Genomic DNA, 17,729 nt, shown 5'->3' with positions numbered 1-17,729 from the left:
CGGGGCCCTCCGGGCGCTTCCCTTCGTTTTACTTCTTTGTCTTGCTGTCTTGCGTTTCCGACTCTATCAGACTCTTTCGTGTCCGATTCCCGGTCGAAGCGGGCCGTGCAGTTTCGCTTTCCAGGTTCTCCGCTTTCGCGTTTTCCCTTTCCGGCGGTTCCAACTTTACCAGACTCTTTTTCGTACCGTTTCCGGTCCGAATTCGATTTCCGGTGGCCAGTGGAGTGGCCTTGCCTTTCGGCGGACCCGACTTTATCAGAGATTCTGAGTCGGAATTCCCGCCCCGTGAAGGGTGCTTCGGGCGCACGAGTGCGCGCCGTGCTTCCCGTTCAGGCGGAGACGTAAACGTACTGGAGCGGGGCTCCCCGATGCAAATCGAGGGCCCCGCTCCAGGTCAGGCGGTCGTGAGGGTCAGACCTCGACGACGACCGGAAGGATCATCGGGCGGCGGCGGTAGGTGTCGGACACCCACTTGCCGACCGTGCGGCGGACCATCTGCTGGAGTTGGTGGGGCTCCATCACGCCGTCCTGCGCCGACTTGTCCAGGGCTTCCTGGATCTTCGGGGTGACGCCGGCGAACGCGTTGTCGTCGATGCCGGAGCCGCGGGCCTGGATGTGGGGGCCGCCCACGATCTTGCCCGAGGAGCTGTCGACCACGATGAACACCGAGATGATGCCCTCGTCGCCGAGGATGCGGCGGTCCTTGAGGGAGGTCTCGGTGACGTCTCCGACGGAGAGGCCGTCGACGTAGACGTAACCGGCCTGGACCTTGCCGACGATCTTGGCCTTGCCGTCGATGAGGTCGACGACCACGCCGTCCTCGGCGATGACGATGTGGTCCTTCGGCACGCCGGTGAGGGCGCCCAGTTCGGCGTTGGCCCGCAGGTGGCGCCATTCGCCGTGGACCGGCATCAGGTTCTTCGGCTTGCAGATGTTGTAGAAGTACAGCAGCTCGCCGGCCGAGGCGTGGCCCGAGACGTGGACCTTGGCGTTGCCCTTGTGGACGACGTTGGCGCCCCAGCGGGTCAGACCGTTGATCACGCGGTAGACCGCGTTCTCGTTGCCGGGGATGAGGGACGACGCCAGGATCACCGTGTCGCCGGGCACGATCCGGATCTGGTGGTCGCGGTTGGCCATCCGGGAGAGGGCCGCCATCGGCTCGCCCTGCGAACCCGTGCAGACCAGCACGACCTCGTCGTCCGGGAGGTCGTCGAGGGTCTTGACGTCGACGACCAGGCCGGCGGGAACGTTCAGATAGCCCAGGTCACGGGCGATGCCCATGTTGCGGACCATCGAGCGGCCGACGAAGGCGACCCGGCGGCCGTACTCGTGGGCGGCGTCCAGGATCTGCTGGATGCGGTGCACATGGCTGGCGAAGCTCGCCACGATGATGCGCTTCTGGGCGTTCGCGAACACCGTGCGCAGGACGTTGGAGATGTCCCGCTCCGGCGGCACGAAGCCGGGGACCTCGGCGTTCGTGGAGTCGGAGAGGAGGAGGTCGATGCCCTCCTCGCTGAGGCGTGCGAACGCGTGCAGGTCGGTGAGACGGCCGTCCAGCGGAAGCTGGTCCATCTTGAAGTCACCGGTGGCCACGGCCATGCCCGCGGGGGTGCGGATGGCGACGGCCAGCGCGTCCGGGATCGAGTGGTTGACCGCGATGAACTCGCAGTCGAAGACGCCGATGCGCTCCCGCTGCCCTTCCTGCACCTCAAGGGTGTAGGGGCGGATGCGGTGCTCCTGGAGCTTCGCCTCGATGAGCGCGAGGGTCAGCTTCGAGCCGATGAGGGGGATGTCCGGCTTCAGGCGCAGCAGATACGGGACACCACCGATGTGGTCCTCGTGGCCGTGCGTGAGGACGATGCCCTCGATGTCGTCCAGACGGTCCCGGATCGTGGTGAAGTCGGGCAGGATCAGATCGATGCCCGGCTGCTCCTCCTCGGGGAAGAGGACGCCGCAGTCGACGATGAGCAGGCGGCCGCCGTACTCGAAGACCGTCATGTTGCGGCCGATCTCGCCCAGGCCGCCGAGCGGGGTGACCCGCAGGGCGCCCTTCGGGAGCTTCGGCGGGGTACCGAGTTCAGGGTGCGGATGACTCAAAAGACTCTCCTTACCACGCACGCCACGTACCGCTGAGGCACGTGGCGCGCATGTCATTCGTGCACTTGCTGTTGTCTTGGGTGGTGCCCTGGCGAGTCGCCTCGCCTGTTCGGCTGTTCAGTTGTGAAGTCTGTGATCAGAGCTCTACCCCGCCGGCGGCGAGATCGATCTTGAGCTGGGCCGTCTCCTGGGCGGTGAGCTCGACGAGGGGCAGGCGCAGGGGGCCCGCCGGGAGGCCCTGGAGAGTCAGGGCGGCCTTCGTGGTGATGACGCCCTGGGTGCGGAACATGCCGGTGAAGACCGGGAGCAGCTTCTGGTGGATCTCGGTGGCCTTCTGGACGTCGCCGCTCAGGTGCGCCTCGATCAGGGCGCGCAGCTCGGGGGTGACCACGTGGCCGACGACGGAGACGAAGCCGACCGCGCCGACCGAGAGGAGCGGCAGGTTGAGCATGTCGTCGCCGGAGTACCAGGCGAGGCCGGATTCGGCGATGGCCCAGCTGGCGCGGCCCAGGTCGCCCTTGGCGTCCTTGTTGGCGACGATCCGCGGGTGGTCGGCCAGCCGGACGAGGGTCTCCGTGTCGATCGGGACCCCGCTGCGGCCGGGGATGTCGTACAGCATCACGGGGAGGCCGGTGGAGTCGGCGATGGCCGTGAAGTGGCGGAGGAGGCCCTCCTGCGGCGGCTTGTTGTAGTACGGCGTCACGGCGAGCAGGCCGTGGGCACCGGTGCGCTCGGCCGTCCGGGCGAGCTCGACGCTGTGGCGGGTGTCGTTGGTGCCGATACCGGCGACGACGTGGGCCCGGTCTCCTACGGCTTCGAGGACCGCTCGTACGAGCTGGTCCTTCTCCGAGTCACTGGTGGTCGGGGACTCACCGGTGGTGCCGTTGACGATCAGGCCGTCATTGCCTGCGTCCACCAGGTGGGCGGCGAGCCGCTGGGCGCCGTCGAGGTCGAGAGCGCCGTCCGCCGTGAAGGGCGTGACCATAGCGGTGAGGACCCGCCCGAAGGGGGTCTGCGGAGTGGAGATCGGAGCCATGGGTAACACGCTACTCGCTGCTCAGCGCGCGGGGTCCCCTCGGGGGACGGGGAAGAGGAGCCCGGCACTGCCTGCTCGGGGGTTCAAGCAGTGCCGGGTCCGTTTGATCAGCCTAGATGAACTTCTCGAAACGCCGCAATACGGACACCACCTATGGGGCGACCCGTCCATTTTTGTTGAAGGCGGCATGAGTCAGCGGCATCAGCTGCTGCCAGTGGGTTTCCATCTGCTCGCCGACCATCTCGATCTCGCGCTGCGGGAAGGACGGCACCTTCGCCAGCTCGTGCTGGGTACGCAGGCCGAGGAAATGCATCAGCGAGCGTGCGTTGCAGGTGGCGTACATCGAGGAGAAGAGACCGACGGGGAGGACCGCGCGGGCGACCTCGCGGGCCACGCCCTTCGCCAGCATCTCCTGGTAGGCCTCGTAGGAGGCCCGGTAGGACTCCTCCATGGCACGGGTCGTGACGTCGTACTGCTCCTCGGTGCCCTGGACGAACTCGTACTTGCCGGGGCGGCCCTGCTGGACCAGCTTGCGGGAGGTTCCGGGGACGTAGAAGACCGGCTCCAGCTCCCTGTAGCGGCCCGATTCCTCGTTGTACGACCAGCCGACGCGGTGCCGCATGAACTCGCGGAAGACGAAGATCGGGGCGCTGATGAAGAACGTCATCGAGTTGTGCTCGAACGGGCTGCCGTGCCGGTCCCGCATGAGGTAGTTGATGAGTCCCTTGGAGCGCTCGGGGTCCTTGGTGACCTCTTCGAGCGACTGCTCGCCGGCGGTGGAGACCCGGGCGGCGAACAGCACGTCCGCGTCGCGCGCGTCGCTCTTCACCAGCTCGACGGTGACGTCACTGCGGAAGTGGGGCTTGGCGGGTTCGGGGGTGTCGGTCACCGACGGGGGTCCTTCCAGGGGCGTCGCTCGGGCGGCGACCACTTTACGGGCCGGAGGACCGAGCATGTACGTCGCGGTCTCGGGCAGCCGTTCGTGCAGTTCCCCCAACAAGTACGGCGATTCGGGCACCGATTCGGGCTGTCGTACGTCTGACTCAATAGCAGCACCCGTCATGCAGATCAAGGAGAGTTTCCTCATGTTCCGCCGGCGTGAAGCCGTCCCGTTCTCGTTCGTCGCCGAGTCCGAGCGGTTCCGCAGTAATGTCACTCCTCCACCCGCCGCCCGCGCCACCGTTCCCGAGCTGCTGGGGCGGTCCCTCGTCGGGCTGACCGTGGTCGCCGGGCTCGTGGGCTCCCTGCTGCTGGGTCTCCCGGCGCTCGACTCGGAGCAGTCCGCGGGGCACGGCAAGCAGTCCACCGCGTCTCAGGGGCGTTGAGCCGTGGGTCGCTGACTCGTACGGACCCCCTGGGGTGGTCGGGCCGGGGGATGCCTCGGTAGCCTCACCGGGCACAGCAATCGAGCGTGCTTGTGAGTGAGGATGAGTCGTGCCCCTGCCCTTTCTGACGGCCGACCGCGCATTCGACGCGAGCGCGGAGGACGTCGCGCTGCCGTTCGACGACCACGACAGCTGGCGGCGGCCCTACCGCCCCGGTCCGTGGCGGGTCGCGGCGGCGGCCACCCTGTTGTTGCTGGCCTCGTTCGTTCTGCTCGCGGCCATGATCATCGGTGTGGCCGGAGCGCCTTCGGGCGCCACGGTGTGTCTGGCGCTGGCCGGCGTCGTGATCGCCGCCGCCCTGCGGTTGCTGCGGGTCGGTGCGTGGGTCAGCCGTCACGGTGTGCGGCGCGTCGGCTTCTTCCGGACCGTCACCGTGGCCTGGAACGAGGCCTCGGCGGTTCGCACGGTCCAGCAGCCCGTGAAGTGGATGGGCTTTCCCCGTACGGTCCAGGGCCAGGCGCTTGTCGTGGTCCGGCGGAGCGGTGAGACGCTGTCGCCGCTGGCCACCGACCACAACGCGGATTTCCTCGGGCGCGAGGAGGCGTTCGAGCGGGCCACGGATGCGGTGGAGGCCTGGGCGGACGAGTATCGGCTCGGGTGAGTCGTTGGCTGTCGCCGTCCGTGTGTGAGTAAGTGAGCCCGGGGCCCTTGTGGGGTCCCGGGCTCACGTGCGTACGGCGGGAAAGATGTCCTCAAGCGCCGGACGGGCTGGAAGGTGCGGCCGGGCTCGAAGGTGCGGGCTCACCGCTCGGGCGCGTGGGCACGGTCGGGCTTGAGGGGGCGCTCGGCCTGGACTTGTGCAGCGCGATGGCCCTCTGCATGGCCTTGCGGGCCCTGGGGGTGTCCCTCGCGTCCTGGTAGGCGACCGCCAGCCTGAACCAGGTGCGCCAGTCGTCCGGGGCGTCCTCGGTCTCCTCGCGGCGCTTGGTGAAGACCGCGTCGGCGGCGTCCCGCTCGATGCGGCCGGACGGGGCGCGGGGCAGGTCGTCGACCGGGAGGCCGCCCTCGGCGTCCAGCTCGGCGGCGAGCGCGTTGGCGCGGCGGACGAACTGGGTGTTCTTCCACAGGAACCAGACGCCGATCACCGGCAGGATCAGCACGGCGACGCCGAACGTGACCGTGACCGGCGTGCCGTGCCGGATGAGCATGACGCCGCGGCTGCCGACGAGGAAGAAGTAGAAGACCAGGACGGCGGCCGTGATGATGTAGGTGATCTTCGCGCGCATGGGGGCCCGTCAGTTCAGGTCGAGGAAGTGTTCCAGGCCGAACGTGAGGCCGGGAGTGGTCACCACGCGGCGGACGCCGAGCAGGATGCCCGGCATGAAGCTGCTGTGGTGGAGCGAGTCGTGGCGGATGGTGAGGGTCTCGCCCTCGCCGCCGAGCAGGACTTCCTGGTGGGCCAGCAGGCCGCGGAGCCGGATCGCGTGGACCGGGACGCCGTCGACGTCCGCGCCGCGCGCGCCGTCCAGGGCGGTGGTGGTGGCGTCCGGCTGGGGTGCGCTGCCGGCCTGGGCCCGGGCCGCCGCGATGAGCTGGGCAGTGCGGGTGGCGGTGCCGGAAGGGGCGTCGACCTTGTTGGGGTGGTGGAGTTCGACGACCTCGACGGATTCGAACCAGCGGGCGGCCTGCTCCGCGAACTTCATGGTCAGGACCGCGCCGATGGAGAAGTTCGGGGCGATCAGGACCCCGGTTCCCGGGGAGTTGTCCAGCCAGGTGGTCAGCTGCGCGAGCCGTTCGTCGGTCCAGCCGGTGGTGCCGACGACGGCGTGGATGCCGTGCCGGACGCAGAAGTCGAGGTTGCCCATCACCGATGCGGGGGTGGTCAGCTCGACGACGGCCTGGGCGCCCGCCTCGGCGAGGGTCTCCAGCTTGTCGCCCCGGCCCAGGGCCGCCACCAGCTCCAGGTCGTCGGCGGCCTCGACCGCCCGGACGGCCTCGGAGCCGATACGGCCCTGAGCACCGAGAACGGCTACGCGCAGCTTGCTCATTGTGATTCCTTAAGGGATTAGGAGACCGCTTCGTTCAGGCGGTCCGCCTGCTTGTCCTTGAGCGGGCCGATGACCGAGAGCGAGGGGCGCCGGGAGAGGAGTTCGCCCGCCACTTCCCGTACGTCGTCGGGAGTGACCTCCGCGATACGGGCCAGCATGTCGTCGACCGACATCTGCTCGCCCCAGCACAGTTCGCTCTTGCCGATACGGTTCATCAGCGCGCCGGTGTCCTCCAGGCCGAGGACGGTGGAGCCGGAGAGCTGGCCGATGGCGCGGGTGATCTCGTCGTCGTCCAGGCCGTGCGTGGCGACCCGGTCCAGTTCGTCGCGGCAGATCTTCAGGACGTCGTGGACCTGGCTGGGCCGGCAGCCGGCGTAGACGCCGAAGAGGCCGCAGTCGGCGAAGCCCGAGGTGTACGAGTACACGCTGTAGGCAAGGCCCCGCTTCTCCCGTACCTCCTGGAAGAGGCGCGAGCTCATCCCACCGCCGAGGGCCGTGTTGAGGACCCCGAGGGCCCAGCGGCGGTCGTCGGTGCGGGCGAGGCCGGGCATGCCGAGGACCACGTGGGCCTGTTCGGTCTTGCGGTTCAGCAGCTCGACCTTGCCTGCGGCGCGCAGGGTGCGGGAGCCCTCGCGGGGCGCCATGGGCACCGCGTCCGTACGGGAGAGGGCACCGGCCTTCTCGAAGGCGCGGCGGACCTGGCGTACGACCGTCGCGTGGTCGACGTTGCCCGCGGCGGCGACGACCAGGTGTGTGGGGTCGTAGTGCTTCTTGTAGAAGCGGGCGATCTGGCCCCGGTTCAGGGCGTTGATCGTGTCGACGGTGCCGAGGACGGGGCGGCCGAGGGGGGTGTCGCCGAGCATGGTGTGCGCGAACAGGTCGTGCACGCAGTCGCCCGGGTCGTCCTCCGTCATCGCGATCTCTTCGAGGATGACGCCGCGCTCGGCGTCGACGTCCTCGGGGGCGATCAGCGAGCCGGTCAGCATGTCGCAGACGACGTCGATGGCCAGCGGCAGGTCGGTGTCGAGGACCCGCGCGTAGTAGCAGGTGTACTCCTTCGCCGTGAAGGCGTTCATCTCGCCGCCGACCGCGTCGATGGCGGAGGAGATGTCGAGGGCGGTGCGCTTGGCGGTGCCCTTGAAGAGGAGGTGTTCGAGGTAGTGGGTCGCGCCGTTCAGGGTGGGCGTCTCGTCGCGGGAGCCGACGTTCGCCCAGATGCCGAAGGTGGCGGACCGGACGGAGGGCAGGGTCTCGGTGACGATCCGCAGACCGCCGGGGAGGACGGTCCGGCGGACCGTTCCGATGCCGTTGCTGCCCTTGAGAAGCGTTTGGGTACGGGCGACGGCCCGCCCCTCCGAGGAGGTGCGGGCCGTCGTCGCGGAACTACGGGACGTCACTTGTCGGTGTCGTCCTTCTTCTCGTCTTCTTCACCCTCGATGACGGGGATGAGGGAGAGCTTGCCGCGGGAGTCGATCTCGGCGATCTCGACCTGGACCTTGGCGCCGACGCCGAGCACGTCCTCGACGTTCTCCACGCGCTTGCCACCGGCGAGCTTGCGGATCTGCGAGATGTGCAGCAGGCCGTCCTTGCCCGGCATGAGCGAGACGAACGCACCGAAGGTGGTGGTCTTGACGACCGTACCCAGGTAGCGCTCGCCGACCTCCGGCATGGTCGGGTTGGCGATCGCGTTGATCGTGGCGCGGGCGGCCTCGGCCTGCGAGCCCTGCTGGGCACCGATGTAGATGGTGCCGTCGTCCTCGATCGTGATGTCGGCGCCGGTGTCCTCCTGGATCTGGTTGATCATCTTGCCCTTGGGGCCGATGACCTCACCGATCTTGTCCACCGGGATCTTGACGGTGATGATCCGCGGGGCGTTCGGGGACATCTCGTCCGGGACGTCGATGGCCTCGTTCATGACGTCCAGGATGTGCAGACGCGCGTCACGGGCCTGCTTCAGCGCGGCGGCCAGGACCGAGGCGGGGATGCCGTCGAGCTTGGTGTCGAGCTGGAGCGCGGTCACGAACTGCTTCGTACCGGCGACCTTGAAGTCCATGTCGCCGAAGGCGTCCTCCGCACCGAGGATGTCGGTGAGGGCGACGTAGTGGGTCTTGCCGTCGATCTCCTGCGAGATCAGGCCCATGGCGATACCGGCGACGGCGGCCTTGAGGGGCACACCGGCGTTCAGCAGCGACATGGTGGAGGCGCAGACCGAGCCCATGGACGTCGAGCCGTTGGAGCCCAGCGCCTCGGAGACCTGGCGGATCGCGTAGGGGAACTCCTCGCGGGTCGGCAGGACCGGCACGATGGCGCGCTCGGCGAGCGCGCCGTGGCCGATCTCGCGACGCTTGGGCGAGCCCACGCGGCCGGTCTCACCGACGGAGTACGGCGGGAAGTTGTAGTTGTGCATGTAGCGCTTGCGGGTCACCGGGGAGAGGGTGTCCAGCTGCTGCTCCATCCGGAGCATGTTGAGGGTGGTGACGCCCAGGATCTGGGTCTCGCCACGCTCGAACAGCGCCGAGCCGTGCACGCGCGGGATGGCCTCGACCTCGGCGGCGAGCGTACGGATGTCCGTGACGCCACGGCCGTCGATGCGGACCTTGTCCTTGATGACGCGCTCGCGGACCAGCTTCTTGGTCAGCGCGCGGTACGCGGCGGAGATCTCCTTCTCGCGGCCCTCGAACTCCGGGAGGAGCTTCTCGGCGGCGATCTCCTTGACGCGGTCCAGCTCGGTCTCGCGCTCCTGCTTGCCGGCGATGGTGAGCGCCTGCTTCAGCTCGGGCGTGACGGCCTTGGCCAGCGCGTCCAGGACGTCGTCCTGGTAGTCCAGGAAGACCGGGAAGTCGCCCTCGGGCTTGGCGGCCTTGGACGCCAGGTCCGACTGCGCCTTGCAGAGGGTCTTGATGAAGGGCTTCGCCGCTTCCAGACCGGCGGCGACGACCTCCTCGGTGGGAGCCTCGGCGCCGTCCTTGACAAGCTGGATGGTCTTCTCGGTGGCCTCGGCCTCGACCATCATGATCGCGACGTCGCCGTCCTCCAGGACACGACCGGCGACGACCATGTCGAAGACGGCGTCCTCGAGCTCGGTGTGCGTCGGGAAGGCGACCCACTGGCCCTTGATCAGGGCGACGCGGGTGGCGCCGATCGGGCCGGAGAAGGGCAGGCCCGCGAGCTGGGTGGAGCAGGAGGCGGCGTTGATCGCGACCACGTCGTACAGGTGGTCGGGGTTGAGCGCCATGACCGTCTCGACGATCTGGATCTCGTTGCGCAGGCCCTTCTTGAAGGACGGGCGCAGCGGGCGGTCGATCAGTCGGCAGGTGAGGATCGCGTCCTCGGAGGGGCGGCCCTCGCGGCGGAAGAAGGAGCCGGGGATCTTGCCGGCCGCGTACTGCCGCTCCTCGACGTCCACCGTGAGGGGGAAGAAGTCGAGGTTGTCCTTGGGCCGCTTGGAAGCGGTGGTGGCCGACAGCACCATGGTGTCGTCGTCCAGGTACGCGACGGCGGAGCCGGCGGCCTGCTTGGCCAGGCGGCCCGTCTCGAAGCGGATGGTGCGGGTGCCGAAGGTGCCGTTGTCGATGACGGCCTCGGCGTAGTGGGTCTCGTTCTCCACTAGTGGTTTCTCCATACTCGTCGTCTTTCGTCCGCGCGCCCGTGTGGCGCGGGACGGTACGGGAGAGGCGCACCGTGGATGCGGGCCGGTCTTCGATCGAAGCTCCCGGGCATGTTCCCGGGGGCCACTACCGAGGACCGGCGGCGGCGTCGTAGCGCCTCTCCCTCGTTCGTGCTCGTTCTTGCGGGTCGCGCGTGTTCGTCGCGCGGGTCGTGCGGGTCGTGCTGGGTCCTGCGTCCTGCGGGTGTCGCTGCACCCAGGTTACTGAGCTTGACACCGGTCCTGCACGTACGGCAAAGGGAGCGGTCCCCTCAAACGCGGGAACCGCTCCCTCTCCACAGCGTCCTTACTTGGCGCCGCCGGCCGCGCCACGGCGGATGCCGAGGCGGTCGACGAGCGCACGGAAGCGCTGGATGTCCTTCTTGGCCAGGTACTGCAGGAGGCGGCGACGCTGGCCGACCAGGATCAGCAGACCACGACGGGAGTGGTGGTCGTGCTTGTGCGTCCGGAGGTGCTCGGTCAGGTCCGAGATCCGGCGGGAGAGCATGGCGACCTGGACCTCGGGGGATCCGGTGTCACCCTCCTTCTGGGCGAACTCGGCCATGATCTGCTTCTTCGTAGCGGCGTCGAGCGGCACGCGTACTCCTCTTGATGTTCGAAGCGCCCACGAGTGCCCCTGGTCTTGGTCTCAGGGGAGCTTCCGTGACTCGGAGGCGAAGGTCCGATGAGCGCAGCCCCCAGGATGATCCGAGGGCGCGTACACAAACGGCCACCGCACAGACTACCAGCCGTTCGGGTCACGCCCCGCCGGTCATCAGCTTGACCGGCGGGGCGTGACCCGGTGATCAGCTGGTGAGGGCCCGGATCGAGTGGTAGACGTCGAAGACCGCGAGGCAGAGCGGGAGCAGCGTCAGCAGGACGACCGTCTCGGCGATCTCCAGGAAGCGTCCCCAGAACGGGGTCACGCCCTTGCTCGGCACGATCAGGCCGATGGCGGTGATCAGGACGGCGACGCCCGCGACCGCCGCGGCGAGCCACACCGTACGGATGTCGAGTGCGGCCCCGTCGCCCCGCAGCGCGTCGCGCACGATGGCGACCGGCGGGTTCAGGGAGAGGCCGAGGCCGAGGAGCACCAGGGAGGCGAGGCCCGCGGCGAGCGTGCAGCCGACCTGGGCGGTGTAGCGGAACAGGTGGGCGCGCATCAGCATGGCGACGCCGGTGGCCAGGGCGAGCAGCTGGCCCCAGACGTTGTCCGAGAAGCCGAGGACGGCGGCGGCCGCCGCGGCGACCAGGGCGCAGCCGCCGACCAGGCCGAGGAGCAGTTCGTGGCCGCGCCGCGCCTGGGCGGCGAGACGGACGGCGTCGACCGGGCCGGTGGACGCGGGCTCGGAGGTCCCGTAGTCGCCGACGGTGGTGCGGGGCGGCTCGAATCCGATGGGGATCCGGGCGAAGCGGGTGGACAGTCCCGGCAGGAAGGCGAGGGCCCCGACGGCGAGCGGGGAGCACACGGCGGCGGCTTCGATCGGCCGCATGCCGGTCATGATCGCGATGAAGGTGACCAGGAGGCCGACGGCGCTCGCGGAGACGAACGCGACGAACGGGCCGTCCCCGCCGGGCGCGACGATCATCAGGATGACCGCGACGACGAGCACCGCCGCGCAGGCGAGCAGGAACTGCAGCCGTCCGATGCCCTGCCCGGCACTCAGGGGCAGCAGGCCGGAGCCGGCGACGGCCGCGTTGACCAGGGCGCCGATGCCGAGCGCGATCGACGAGGCCCGGTCCTCGTAGATCCGTGCGCGTACGCAGGCGAAGGCGAGGAGGAGCAGGGCGACGACGGCCGCCAGGATGCCGGGCAGGCCGTTCATGTCGTGGCGCGGGTCGGCCGTCCACAGGACGAAGCCGAGCAGGGACAGCAGGACGGAGCCGCCGAAGAGGCCGGCGCCGCGCATGAGGGCGTCGCCCCAGAGCGTGCGGTCCTTGGCCACGGCGGTGGCGACGGCGTCCGAGACGTCGTCGAAGACCGCGGGGGGCAGCGATTCGGAGAAGGGCCGCATCGACAGCAGCTCGCCGTCGAGGATGCGGTGGCCGGCGAGCGTACGGGCGCTGTCCAGAACGGTGCCGTCACGGCGGACCAGGTGGTAGCCGACCGGTGCGCCGGGGGCGGGGCTCTGGCCGGACAGCCGGAGGATCTCCGGATACAGGTCGGCGACGGGGATGTCCTCGGGCAGGGCCACATCGACCCGGCCGTCGGGCGCGACGACCGTGACCCGGCAGAATCCGGTGCTGCTGGCGGACGGGGTCCCGTGACTCGGCCGGCCGGATCCGGTGGCTGCCGCTTGGGCCGTCATGGTCACCTGGTGCTCCCCCTACTACTGACGTGTACTGCCTGCTGGCCTGTACTGCGCTTGTTCTGAGCTGTACCGCGCTTGTTCTGTGCTTTTTCCGTGAGCGTGCGACGCATGTGTTCCGCGAGCCTGCGACACGCTTGTTCTGTGAGCCGGTGACGCGTTTGTCCTGCGTCGCTCTGCTCCGTTCCGCGCTTCGGCTTCCGCGTTCGTCCCGAATGACCGCCTTCGCGCGACAGTTAGCGGATGCGTACACGCGTCGCGACACCCTACCGCCATGGGAGTGGCGCCACGCCAGTAGGATCCTTCCCGCGGATGGAGCCCGTCGCCACGGGGGCGCCGATAGGAACACTTCCGTCCGGCAAGGGAATTGGTGAGCTGTGAGCCAGATCGTCGTCAAGCGCCCACCGCGGGCCCTGCCCACCGAAGTGCCGGTCGAGCAGGTGCACTTGCAACCTCCGCCGGAACTCCCCCGGGGCCAGCAGGAGGGGGCGCTGATGCAGCTCCTGCCGATGCTGGGCATGGGTGGTTCCGTCGTCTTCTTCTTCATGACGCCGAACCCGATCATGCGCATCATGGGCATGATCATGATCGCCTCCACGCTCGGTATGGCCATCGCGATGCTCGTACGGTACCGACGGGGCACCCAGGGCGAGCTCGCGGATATGCGCCGCGACTACCTGAAGTACCTGACGCAGACCCGGCGTACGGTGCTGAAGACGGCCCGCAAGCAGCGCGACGCGCAGTTCTACCTCCATCCCTCTCCCGAGCAGCTGTGGGCGCTCGTCGCCGAGGGCAGCCGGGTGTGGGAGCGGCGCGCGGGTGACGCGGACTTCGCGCAGGTGCGCATCGGTCTCGGCAGCCAGGAGCTGGCGACGCCGCTCATCGCGCCCGAGACGGCTCCCGTGGACGAGCTGGAGCCGCTGGCCGCCGGGGCGATGCAGCAGTTCCTGGCGACGCACTCCACGCTGGACGGGCTGCCCATGGCCGTCTCGTTGCGGGCGTTCTACCACCTGACGATCAGCGGCCACGCGGACTCCGCGCGCTCCGCGGCACGGGCGATGGTCGGCGGTCTGGCCTCCCTGCACTCCCCCGAGGACCTGGTGATCGCGGTCGCTACGGGCAGGGAGGCGGCGCCGCAGTGGGAGTGGGCGAAGTGGCTGCCGCACGCGCAGGCTCCGGGTCCCGCGGACGGGGCCGGGAGCAGGCGGCTGATCACCACCAGCCTGCCGGACCTGGAGGACCTGCTGGCCGGTCGGCTGGAGGGCAGGCCGCGTTTCCAGCCCGGCGGGCAGCCGCTCGTGGAGCAGCCGCATGTCGTCGTGGTCCTGGACGGTGAGTCGGTGGCGCCCATGTCGGTGCTGGCGTCGGCGGAGGGCCTGCAGGGCGTGACGGTCATCGAGGTGGTGCCGGGTGAGGTGACGGGGGCCCGCGGGGGCCTCTCCATCGTGGTGCAGCCGAAGACGTTGCAGCTGGAGTCGGGCCAGGGGCTGGTCTACGACGGGGTTCCGGACCTGTTGAGCTACGAGGCGGCCGAGGCGCTCGCCCGGCAGCTGGCCCCGCTGCACATGGCGACGGGCGGGGACGACGACGAACCCCTGCTGGCCAACCTGGAGTTCACCGATCTGCTGAACCTGGGGGACGCCGCGTCGATCGAGGTGAGCCGGACCTGGCGGCCTCGGTCGCAGGCGGAGCGGCTGCGGGTGCCGATCGGTGTGGGCGAGGACGGCTCGCCCGTGATGCTGGACCTGAAGGAGGCGGCGCAGGAGGGCATGGGCCCGCACGGCCTGTGCGTGGGCGCCACCGGTTCCGGCAAGTCCGAGCTGCTGCGCACCCTGGTGCTCGGCCTGGCCGTCACCCACACCTCGGAGACGCTGAACTTCGTCCTCGCCGACTTCAAGGGCGGTGCGACCTTCGCCGGTATGGCGCAGATGCCGCACGTCGCGGCCGTGATCACCAACCTCGCGGACGACCTGACGCTGGTCGACCGCATGGGTGACTCCATCCGCGGTGAGCTCAACCGCCGGCAGGAGATGCTGCGCGACGCGGGCAACTACGCCAACATCCACGACTACGAGAAGGCGCGGGCGGCCGGTGCGCCGCTGCAGCCCATTCCCTCGCTCGTGCTGGTCATCGACGAGTTCAGCGAACTCCTCACCGCGAAGCCCGACTTCATCGAGATGTTCGTCCAGATCGGGCGTATCGGCCGATCGCTGGGCGTGCATCTGCTGCTGGCGTCGCAGCGGCTGGAGGAGGGCCGGCTGCGCGGTCTGGAGACGTATCTGTCGTACCGGGTGGGTCTGCGGACGTTCTCGGCGGCGGAGTCGCGGGCCGCGATCGGGGTGCCCGACGCGTACCACCTGCCGAACGTGCCCGGTTCCGGGCTGCTCAAGTTCGGTACGGAGGAGATGGTGCGGTTCAAGGCCGCGTACGTCTCCGGGGTGTACCGCTCGGGCGGGCACCGGGCGGCGGCGCCGGGTGCTCCGCTGCCGGTGGACCGCAGGCCGGTTCCGTTCACGGCCGCCCCGGTTCCGGTGCGGTACGTCCAGCCGGCGGCGCAGGCCGGGGGCGTACCGGATCAGCGCTCGGCGGAGGACGACGCGCTGGCGGACACGGTGCTCGATGTGATCGTGCGCCGGCTGGAGGGCCGCGGGGCCTCCGCCCACCAGGTGTGGCTGCCGCCGCTGGACAATCCGCCGTCGCTGGACGAGCTGCTGCCGGGGCTCTCGCCGGTGCAGGGCCGGGGGCTGACGCAGCCCGGTTTCGAGGGGGCGGGTCGGCTGGTCGCGCCGATCGGCGTCATCGACAAGCCGTTCGAGCAGCGGCGCGACACCCTCTACCGGGACTTCTCCGGGGCGGCCGGTCATATGCAGATCACCGGTGGTCCGCAGTCGGGGAAGTCGACGATGCTGCGGACGATCATCGCCGGTTTCGCGCTCACGCACACGCCGGCGGAGGTCCAGTTCTACGGGCTCGACTTCGGTGGTGGCGGTATGTCGTCCATCGCCGGTCTGCCGCACGTCGGCGGTGTGGCGTCCCGCCTCGACCCCGAGCGGGTTCGCCGTACGGTCGCCGAGGTGTACGGCATCATGGCGCGGCGCGAGGAGTACTTCCGCAGCGCCGGGATCGACTCCATCGCCACGTTCCGCCGGCTGCGGGCGCGCGGTGACATCTCGGTGACGGACCAGCCGTGGGGCGACGTCTTCCTCGTCATCGACGGGTGGGGCAACTTCCGCGCGGACTACGAAGGTCTGGAGGACGCGGTCACGGACATCGCCGCCCGCGGACTGGGCTACGGCATCCACCTGATCATCACGGCGTCGCGTTCCATGGAGGTGCGGGCCAGCCTGAAGGACCAGCTCATGAACCGCCTGGAGCTGCGGCTCGGCGACGTGATGGACTCCGAGCTGGACCGCAAGGTGGCTGCCAACGTGCCTGCCGGGGTGCCGGGCCGCGGTCTGACGCCGGAGAGGCTGCACTTCATGGCGGCGGTGCCGCGGATCGACGGCATCAACTCCGACAGCGACCTCTCCGAGGCCACCGCGGCGATGAACCAGGAGGTCACCCGCCACTGGACGACGGCGCCCGCACCCGCGGTACGTCTGCTGCCGCGGGAGCTCCCGGCGAGCGAGCTCCCGGCCGGCTACGCGGTTCCGGAGCGCGGTATCGCCTTCGGTATCGACGAGAACAACCTGGAGCCGGTGTACCTGAACTTCGAACAGGACCCGTTCTTCCTGGCGTTCGGCGAGAGCGAATCCGGGAAGTCCAACCTGCTGCGGTTGATCATCAAGCAGCTGACCGAGCGGTACGAGGGTGACTCCTGCAAGCTCTTCGTCATCGACAACCGGCGTTCGCTGCTGGACGTGACTCCGCGCTCGCACCTGGCGGAGTACATCCCGATGTCCAACAACATGGAACATCACATGACGGCGCTGTACGACCTGATGAAGCGCCGCACGCCGTCGGCCGACGTCACGGCGCAGGAGCTGCGCGACCAGAGCTGGTGGCAGGGACCCACGGTGTACGTCGTCATCGACGACTTCGACCTGGTCGCCACGTCGAGCGGCAACCCGCTGTCAGCGATCACGGAGATGCTGCCGTTCGCCCGTGACGTGGGCGTCCGCTTCATCATCGCCCGCAGTTCGGCGGGGGCCAGCCGCGCCCTGTACGAACCCTTCCTCCAGCGCATGATCGAGCTGGGCGCCCAGGGTCTGATGCTGTCGGGTGACCCGGGCGAGGGCGACATCATGGGCAACGTGCGGCCGCGGCCGATGCCGCCGGGGCGGGGCATCTTCGTGACGCGACGGCGGGGGAACCCGTTGGTGCAGACCGGGGTGATGGACGGGGAGCGGTAGGAGGATCCGGTCCGGATACGTCCGGGACCGGACCGTAAAACGGAGAAGGTGCGGAGCCGTTGGGGCTCCGCACCTTCTCCGTTTGGTGAGCGACGGCTCACACCGCGTCCTGCAACAGTTCAGGGTGGACATCTCCCGCGCATGTCCACCCTGATGTGCTGCTGTGCTGTGCGAACTCGGTCAGAAGTTCGCCGCCGCGCGCTTGTCACCGGCGCGGTAGGTGGGCGACGCCGCAAGAACCTTCTGAGCGATGTCGTCGAGGTTGGAGCGGACGGCGTTGGCGTCCGTGTCCCACTTCTGCTGAGCAGTGATGTAGGCCTGCTTCGCCTCACCCTCCCACAGCTCCGAAACCTTCGCGATCATGGACTTGATCTCATCGAGGTCCTGGGCGAGCTGCTTGGCCTGCTTCTTGATCTCGGCGGCCGCGAGGTCCAGGCTCGCGTAAGTGACAACCGTCGTACCGTCGTTGTTTCCCATGGGGTCCTCCGCTGCTTTCGAGTTACGAGATGAGGGTCAGAAGTCGTTCAGGCTGGACGAGTTTTCCTTCGCCCTATCGTTGTGACCTGCGACAACGTCCACACCCCGGAGGGCGTCGCGGATCTCGTCCTCGTTGTTGCCCGAGATCGTACGGGCGGCCTTGATGGCCTCCTGGTAGCGGGTGAGCTGCTTGGCCAGGCTCAGCATCCGGTTGTTGACCTCAGTCTGCGTGATGTTGAACTGGTTGGCGCCGATGCCCTTCCACTTGCCTTCGAGGCCATCGATCGTCGCGTGGAGCCTCTTGAGCTGGCCCTGCACCGAGTTGAACTTGATGGTGAGGTCGTTCTCCAGCTTCAGGAGCGCGGCATCTGAGACCTTCTGGTCTGCCATGGTTCTCTTTCCCTTTCGGTTGGTTCTGCAAGGCCGGCATGGGCCGCCG

14 protein-coding genes are annotated in these 17,729 nt (G+C 69.0%); 3 read left to right on the top strand and 11 right to left on the bottom strand.

Annotated features, from left to right (window positions below):
- Window positions 1–411: 411 nt before the first annotated feature.
- From IE140_RS32235 to thyX, 3 genes are all read right to left on the bottom strand, one after another.
- Entirely contained in the window at window positions 412–2,097 is a 1,686-nt protein-coding gene (locus tag IE140_RS32235; RefSeq protein ID WP_010072342.1) for a ribonuclease J, read from the bottom strand.
- A gap of 136 nt (window positions 2,098–2,233) precedes the next feature.
- Entirely contained in the window at window positions 2,234–3,133 is a 900-nt protein-coding gene (gene dapA / locus IE140_RS32230; protein WP_006128003.1) for a 4-hydroxy-tetrahydrodipicolinate synthase, read from the bottom strand.
- Window positions 3,134–3,284: 151 nt separating this feature from the next.
- Window positions 3,285–4,022 carry an FAD-dependent thymidylate synthase gene (gene thyX, locus IE140_RS32225; protein ID WP_006128002.1) on the bottom strand — a complete coding sequence of 246 codons (738 nt, stop codon included), beginning with the start codon at window positions 4,020–4,022 and terminating at the stop codon, window positions 3,285–3,287.
- A gap of 196 nt (window positions 4,023–4,218) precedes the next feature.
- Between thyX and IE140_RS32220 the strand changes: the two genes are divergently transcribed.
- Together IE140_RS32220 and IE140_RS32215 are read left to right on the top strand one after the other, a co-directional pair.
- Window positions 4,219–4,458: a hypothetical protein gene (locus tag IE140_RS32220; protein ID WP_093444511.1), complete on the top strand. Its 240-nt coding sequence runs from the start codon at window positions 4,219–4,221 to the stop codon at window positions 4,456–4,458.
- 109 nt (window positions 4,459–4,567) lie between these two features.
- Window positions 4,568–5,119, top strand: a complete 552-nt coding sequence (locus tag IE140_RS32215; protein ID WP_093444512.1) for an SCO5741 family PH domain-containing membrane protein — start codon at window positions 4,568–4,570, stop codon at window positions 5,117–5,119.
- 91 nt (window positions 5,120–5,210) lie between these two features.
- On the opposite strand, the gene IE140_RS32210 is transcribed toward IE140_RS32215, so the two are convergent.
- The 6 genes from IE140_RS32210 to eccD form a co-directional block, all read right to left on the bottom strand.
- On the bottom strand, window positions 5,211–5,744 hold the full coding sequence (locus IE140_RS32210) for a tetratricopeptide repeat protein (protein ID WP_150195904.1): 534 nt from the start codon (window positions 5,742–5,744) through the stop codon (window positions 5,211–5,213).
- Window positions 5,745–5,753: 9 nt separating this feature from the next.
- A complete protein-coding gene (gene dapB, locus IE140_RS32205) occupies window positions 5,754–6,506 on the bottom strand; it encodes a 4-hydroxy-tetrahydrodipicolinate reductase (RefSeq protein WP_032770039.1) in 753 nt (250 codons plus the stop codon).
- A gap of 17 nt (window positions 6,507–6,523) precedes the next feature.
- Window positions 6,524–7,903: a M16 family metallopeptidase gene (locus tag IE140_RS32200; protein WP_128807943.1), complete on the bottom strand. Its 1,380-nt coding sequence runs from the start codon at window positions 7,901–7,903 to the stop codon at window positions 6,524–6,526.
- Window positions 7,900–10,113, bottom strand: a complete 2,214-nt coding sequence (locus tag IE140_RS32195) for a polyribonucleotide nucleotidyltransferase (protein WP_093444516.1) — start codon at window positions 10,111–10,113, stop codon at window positions 7,900–7,902. The genes IE140_RS32200 and IE140_RS32195 overlap by 4 nt, the downstream gene beginning before the upstream one ends.
- 346 nt (window positions 10,114–10,459) lie before the next feature.
- Window positions 10,460–10,750, bottom strand: a complete 291-nt coding sequence (gene rpsO, locus IE140_RS32190; RefSeq protein WP_006127995.1) for a 30S ribosomal protein S15 — start codon at window positions 10,748–10,750, stop codon at window positions 10,460–10,462.
- A 208-nt stretch (window positions 10,751–10,958) separates the two neighbouring features.
- Window positions 10,959–12,461, bottom strand: a complete 1,503-nt coding sequence (gene eccD / locus IE140_RS32185; RefSeq protein ID WP_150195924.1) for a type VII secretion integral membrane protein EccD — start codon at window positions 12,459–12,461, stop codon at window positions 10,959–10,961.
- 377 nt (window positions 12,462–12,838) lie between these two features.
- On the opposite strand from eccD, the gene eccCa reads away from it, so the two are divergent.
- Window positions 12,839–16,813, top strand: coding sequence for a type VII secretion protein EccCa (eccCa, locus tag IE140_RS32180; protein WP_150195906.1), 3,975 nt, complete (start codon window positions 12,839–12,841; stop codon window positions 16,811–16,813).
- Window positions 16,814–16,993: 180 nt separating this feature from the next.
- Here the strand turns inward: eccCa and IE140_RS32175 are convergent, their stop codons facing one another.
- Window positions 16,994–17,290 carry a WXG100 family type VII secretion target gene (locus IE140_RS32175; RefSeq protein ID WP_150195908.1) on the bottom strand — a complete coding sequence of 99 codons (297 nt, stop codon included), beginning with the start codon at window positions 17,288–17,290 and terminating at the stop codon, window positions 16,994–16,996.
- 36 nt (window positions 17,291–17,326) lie between these two features.
- A complete protein-coding gene (locus IE140_RS32170; protein ID WP_150195910.1) occupies window positions 17,327–17,680 on the bottom strand; it encodes a WXG100 family type VII secretion target in 354 nt (117 codons plus the stop codon).
- Between the last annotated feature and the right edge of the window lie 49 nt (window positions 17,681–17,729).

Origin of the sequence: Streptomyces parvus, assembly GCF_014648875.1 — a bacterium.
Lineage (GTDB): Bacteria > Actinomycetota > Actinomycetes > Streptomycetales > Streptomycetaceae > Streptomyces > Streptomyces parvus.
Note: the sequence above shows the minus strand (reverse complement) of the source record. Positions and strands in the feature narration are given on the sequence as shown.

Bases quoted from the DNA above. Each gene is read 5' to 3' on its own strand.
- IE140_RS32175 (WP_150195908.1), bottom strand. From the start codon at position 17,290: ATGGGAAACAACGACGGTACGACGGTTGTCACTTACGCGAGCCTGGAC.
- eccD (WP_150195924.1), bottom strand. From the start codon at position 12,461: ATGACGGCCCAAGCGGCAGCCACCGGATCCGGCCGGCCGAGTCACGGG.
- IE140_RS32170 (WP_150195910.1), bottom strand. From the start codon at position 17,680: ATGGCAGACCAGAAGGTCTCAGATGCCGCGCTCCTGAAGCTGGAGAAC.
- IE140_RS32210 (WP_150195904.1), bottom strand. From the start codon at position 5,744: ATGCGCGCGAAGATCACCTACATCATCACGGCCGCCGTCCTGGTCTTC.
- dapA (WP_006128003.1), bottom strand. From the start codon at position 3,133: ATGGCTCCGATCTCCACTCCGCAGACCCCCTTCGGGCGGGTCCTCACC.
- dapB (WP_032770039.1), bottom strand. From the start codon at position 6,506: ATGAGCAAGCTGCGCGTAGCCGTTCTCGGTGCTCAGGGCCGTATCGGC.
- IE140_RS32220 (WP_093444511.1), top strand. From the start codon at position 4,219: ATGTTCCGCCGGCGTGAAGCCGTCCCGTTCTCGTTCGTCGCCGAGTCC.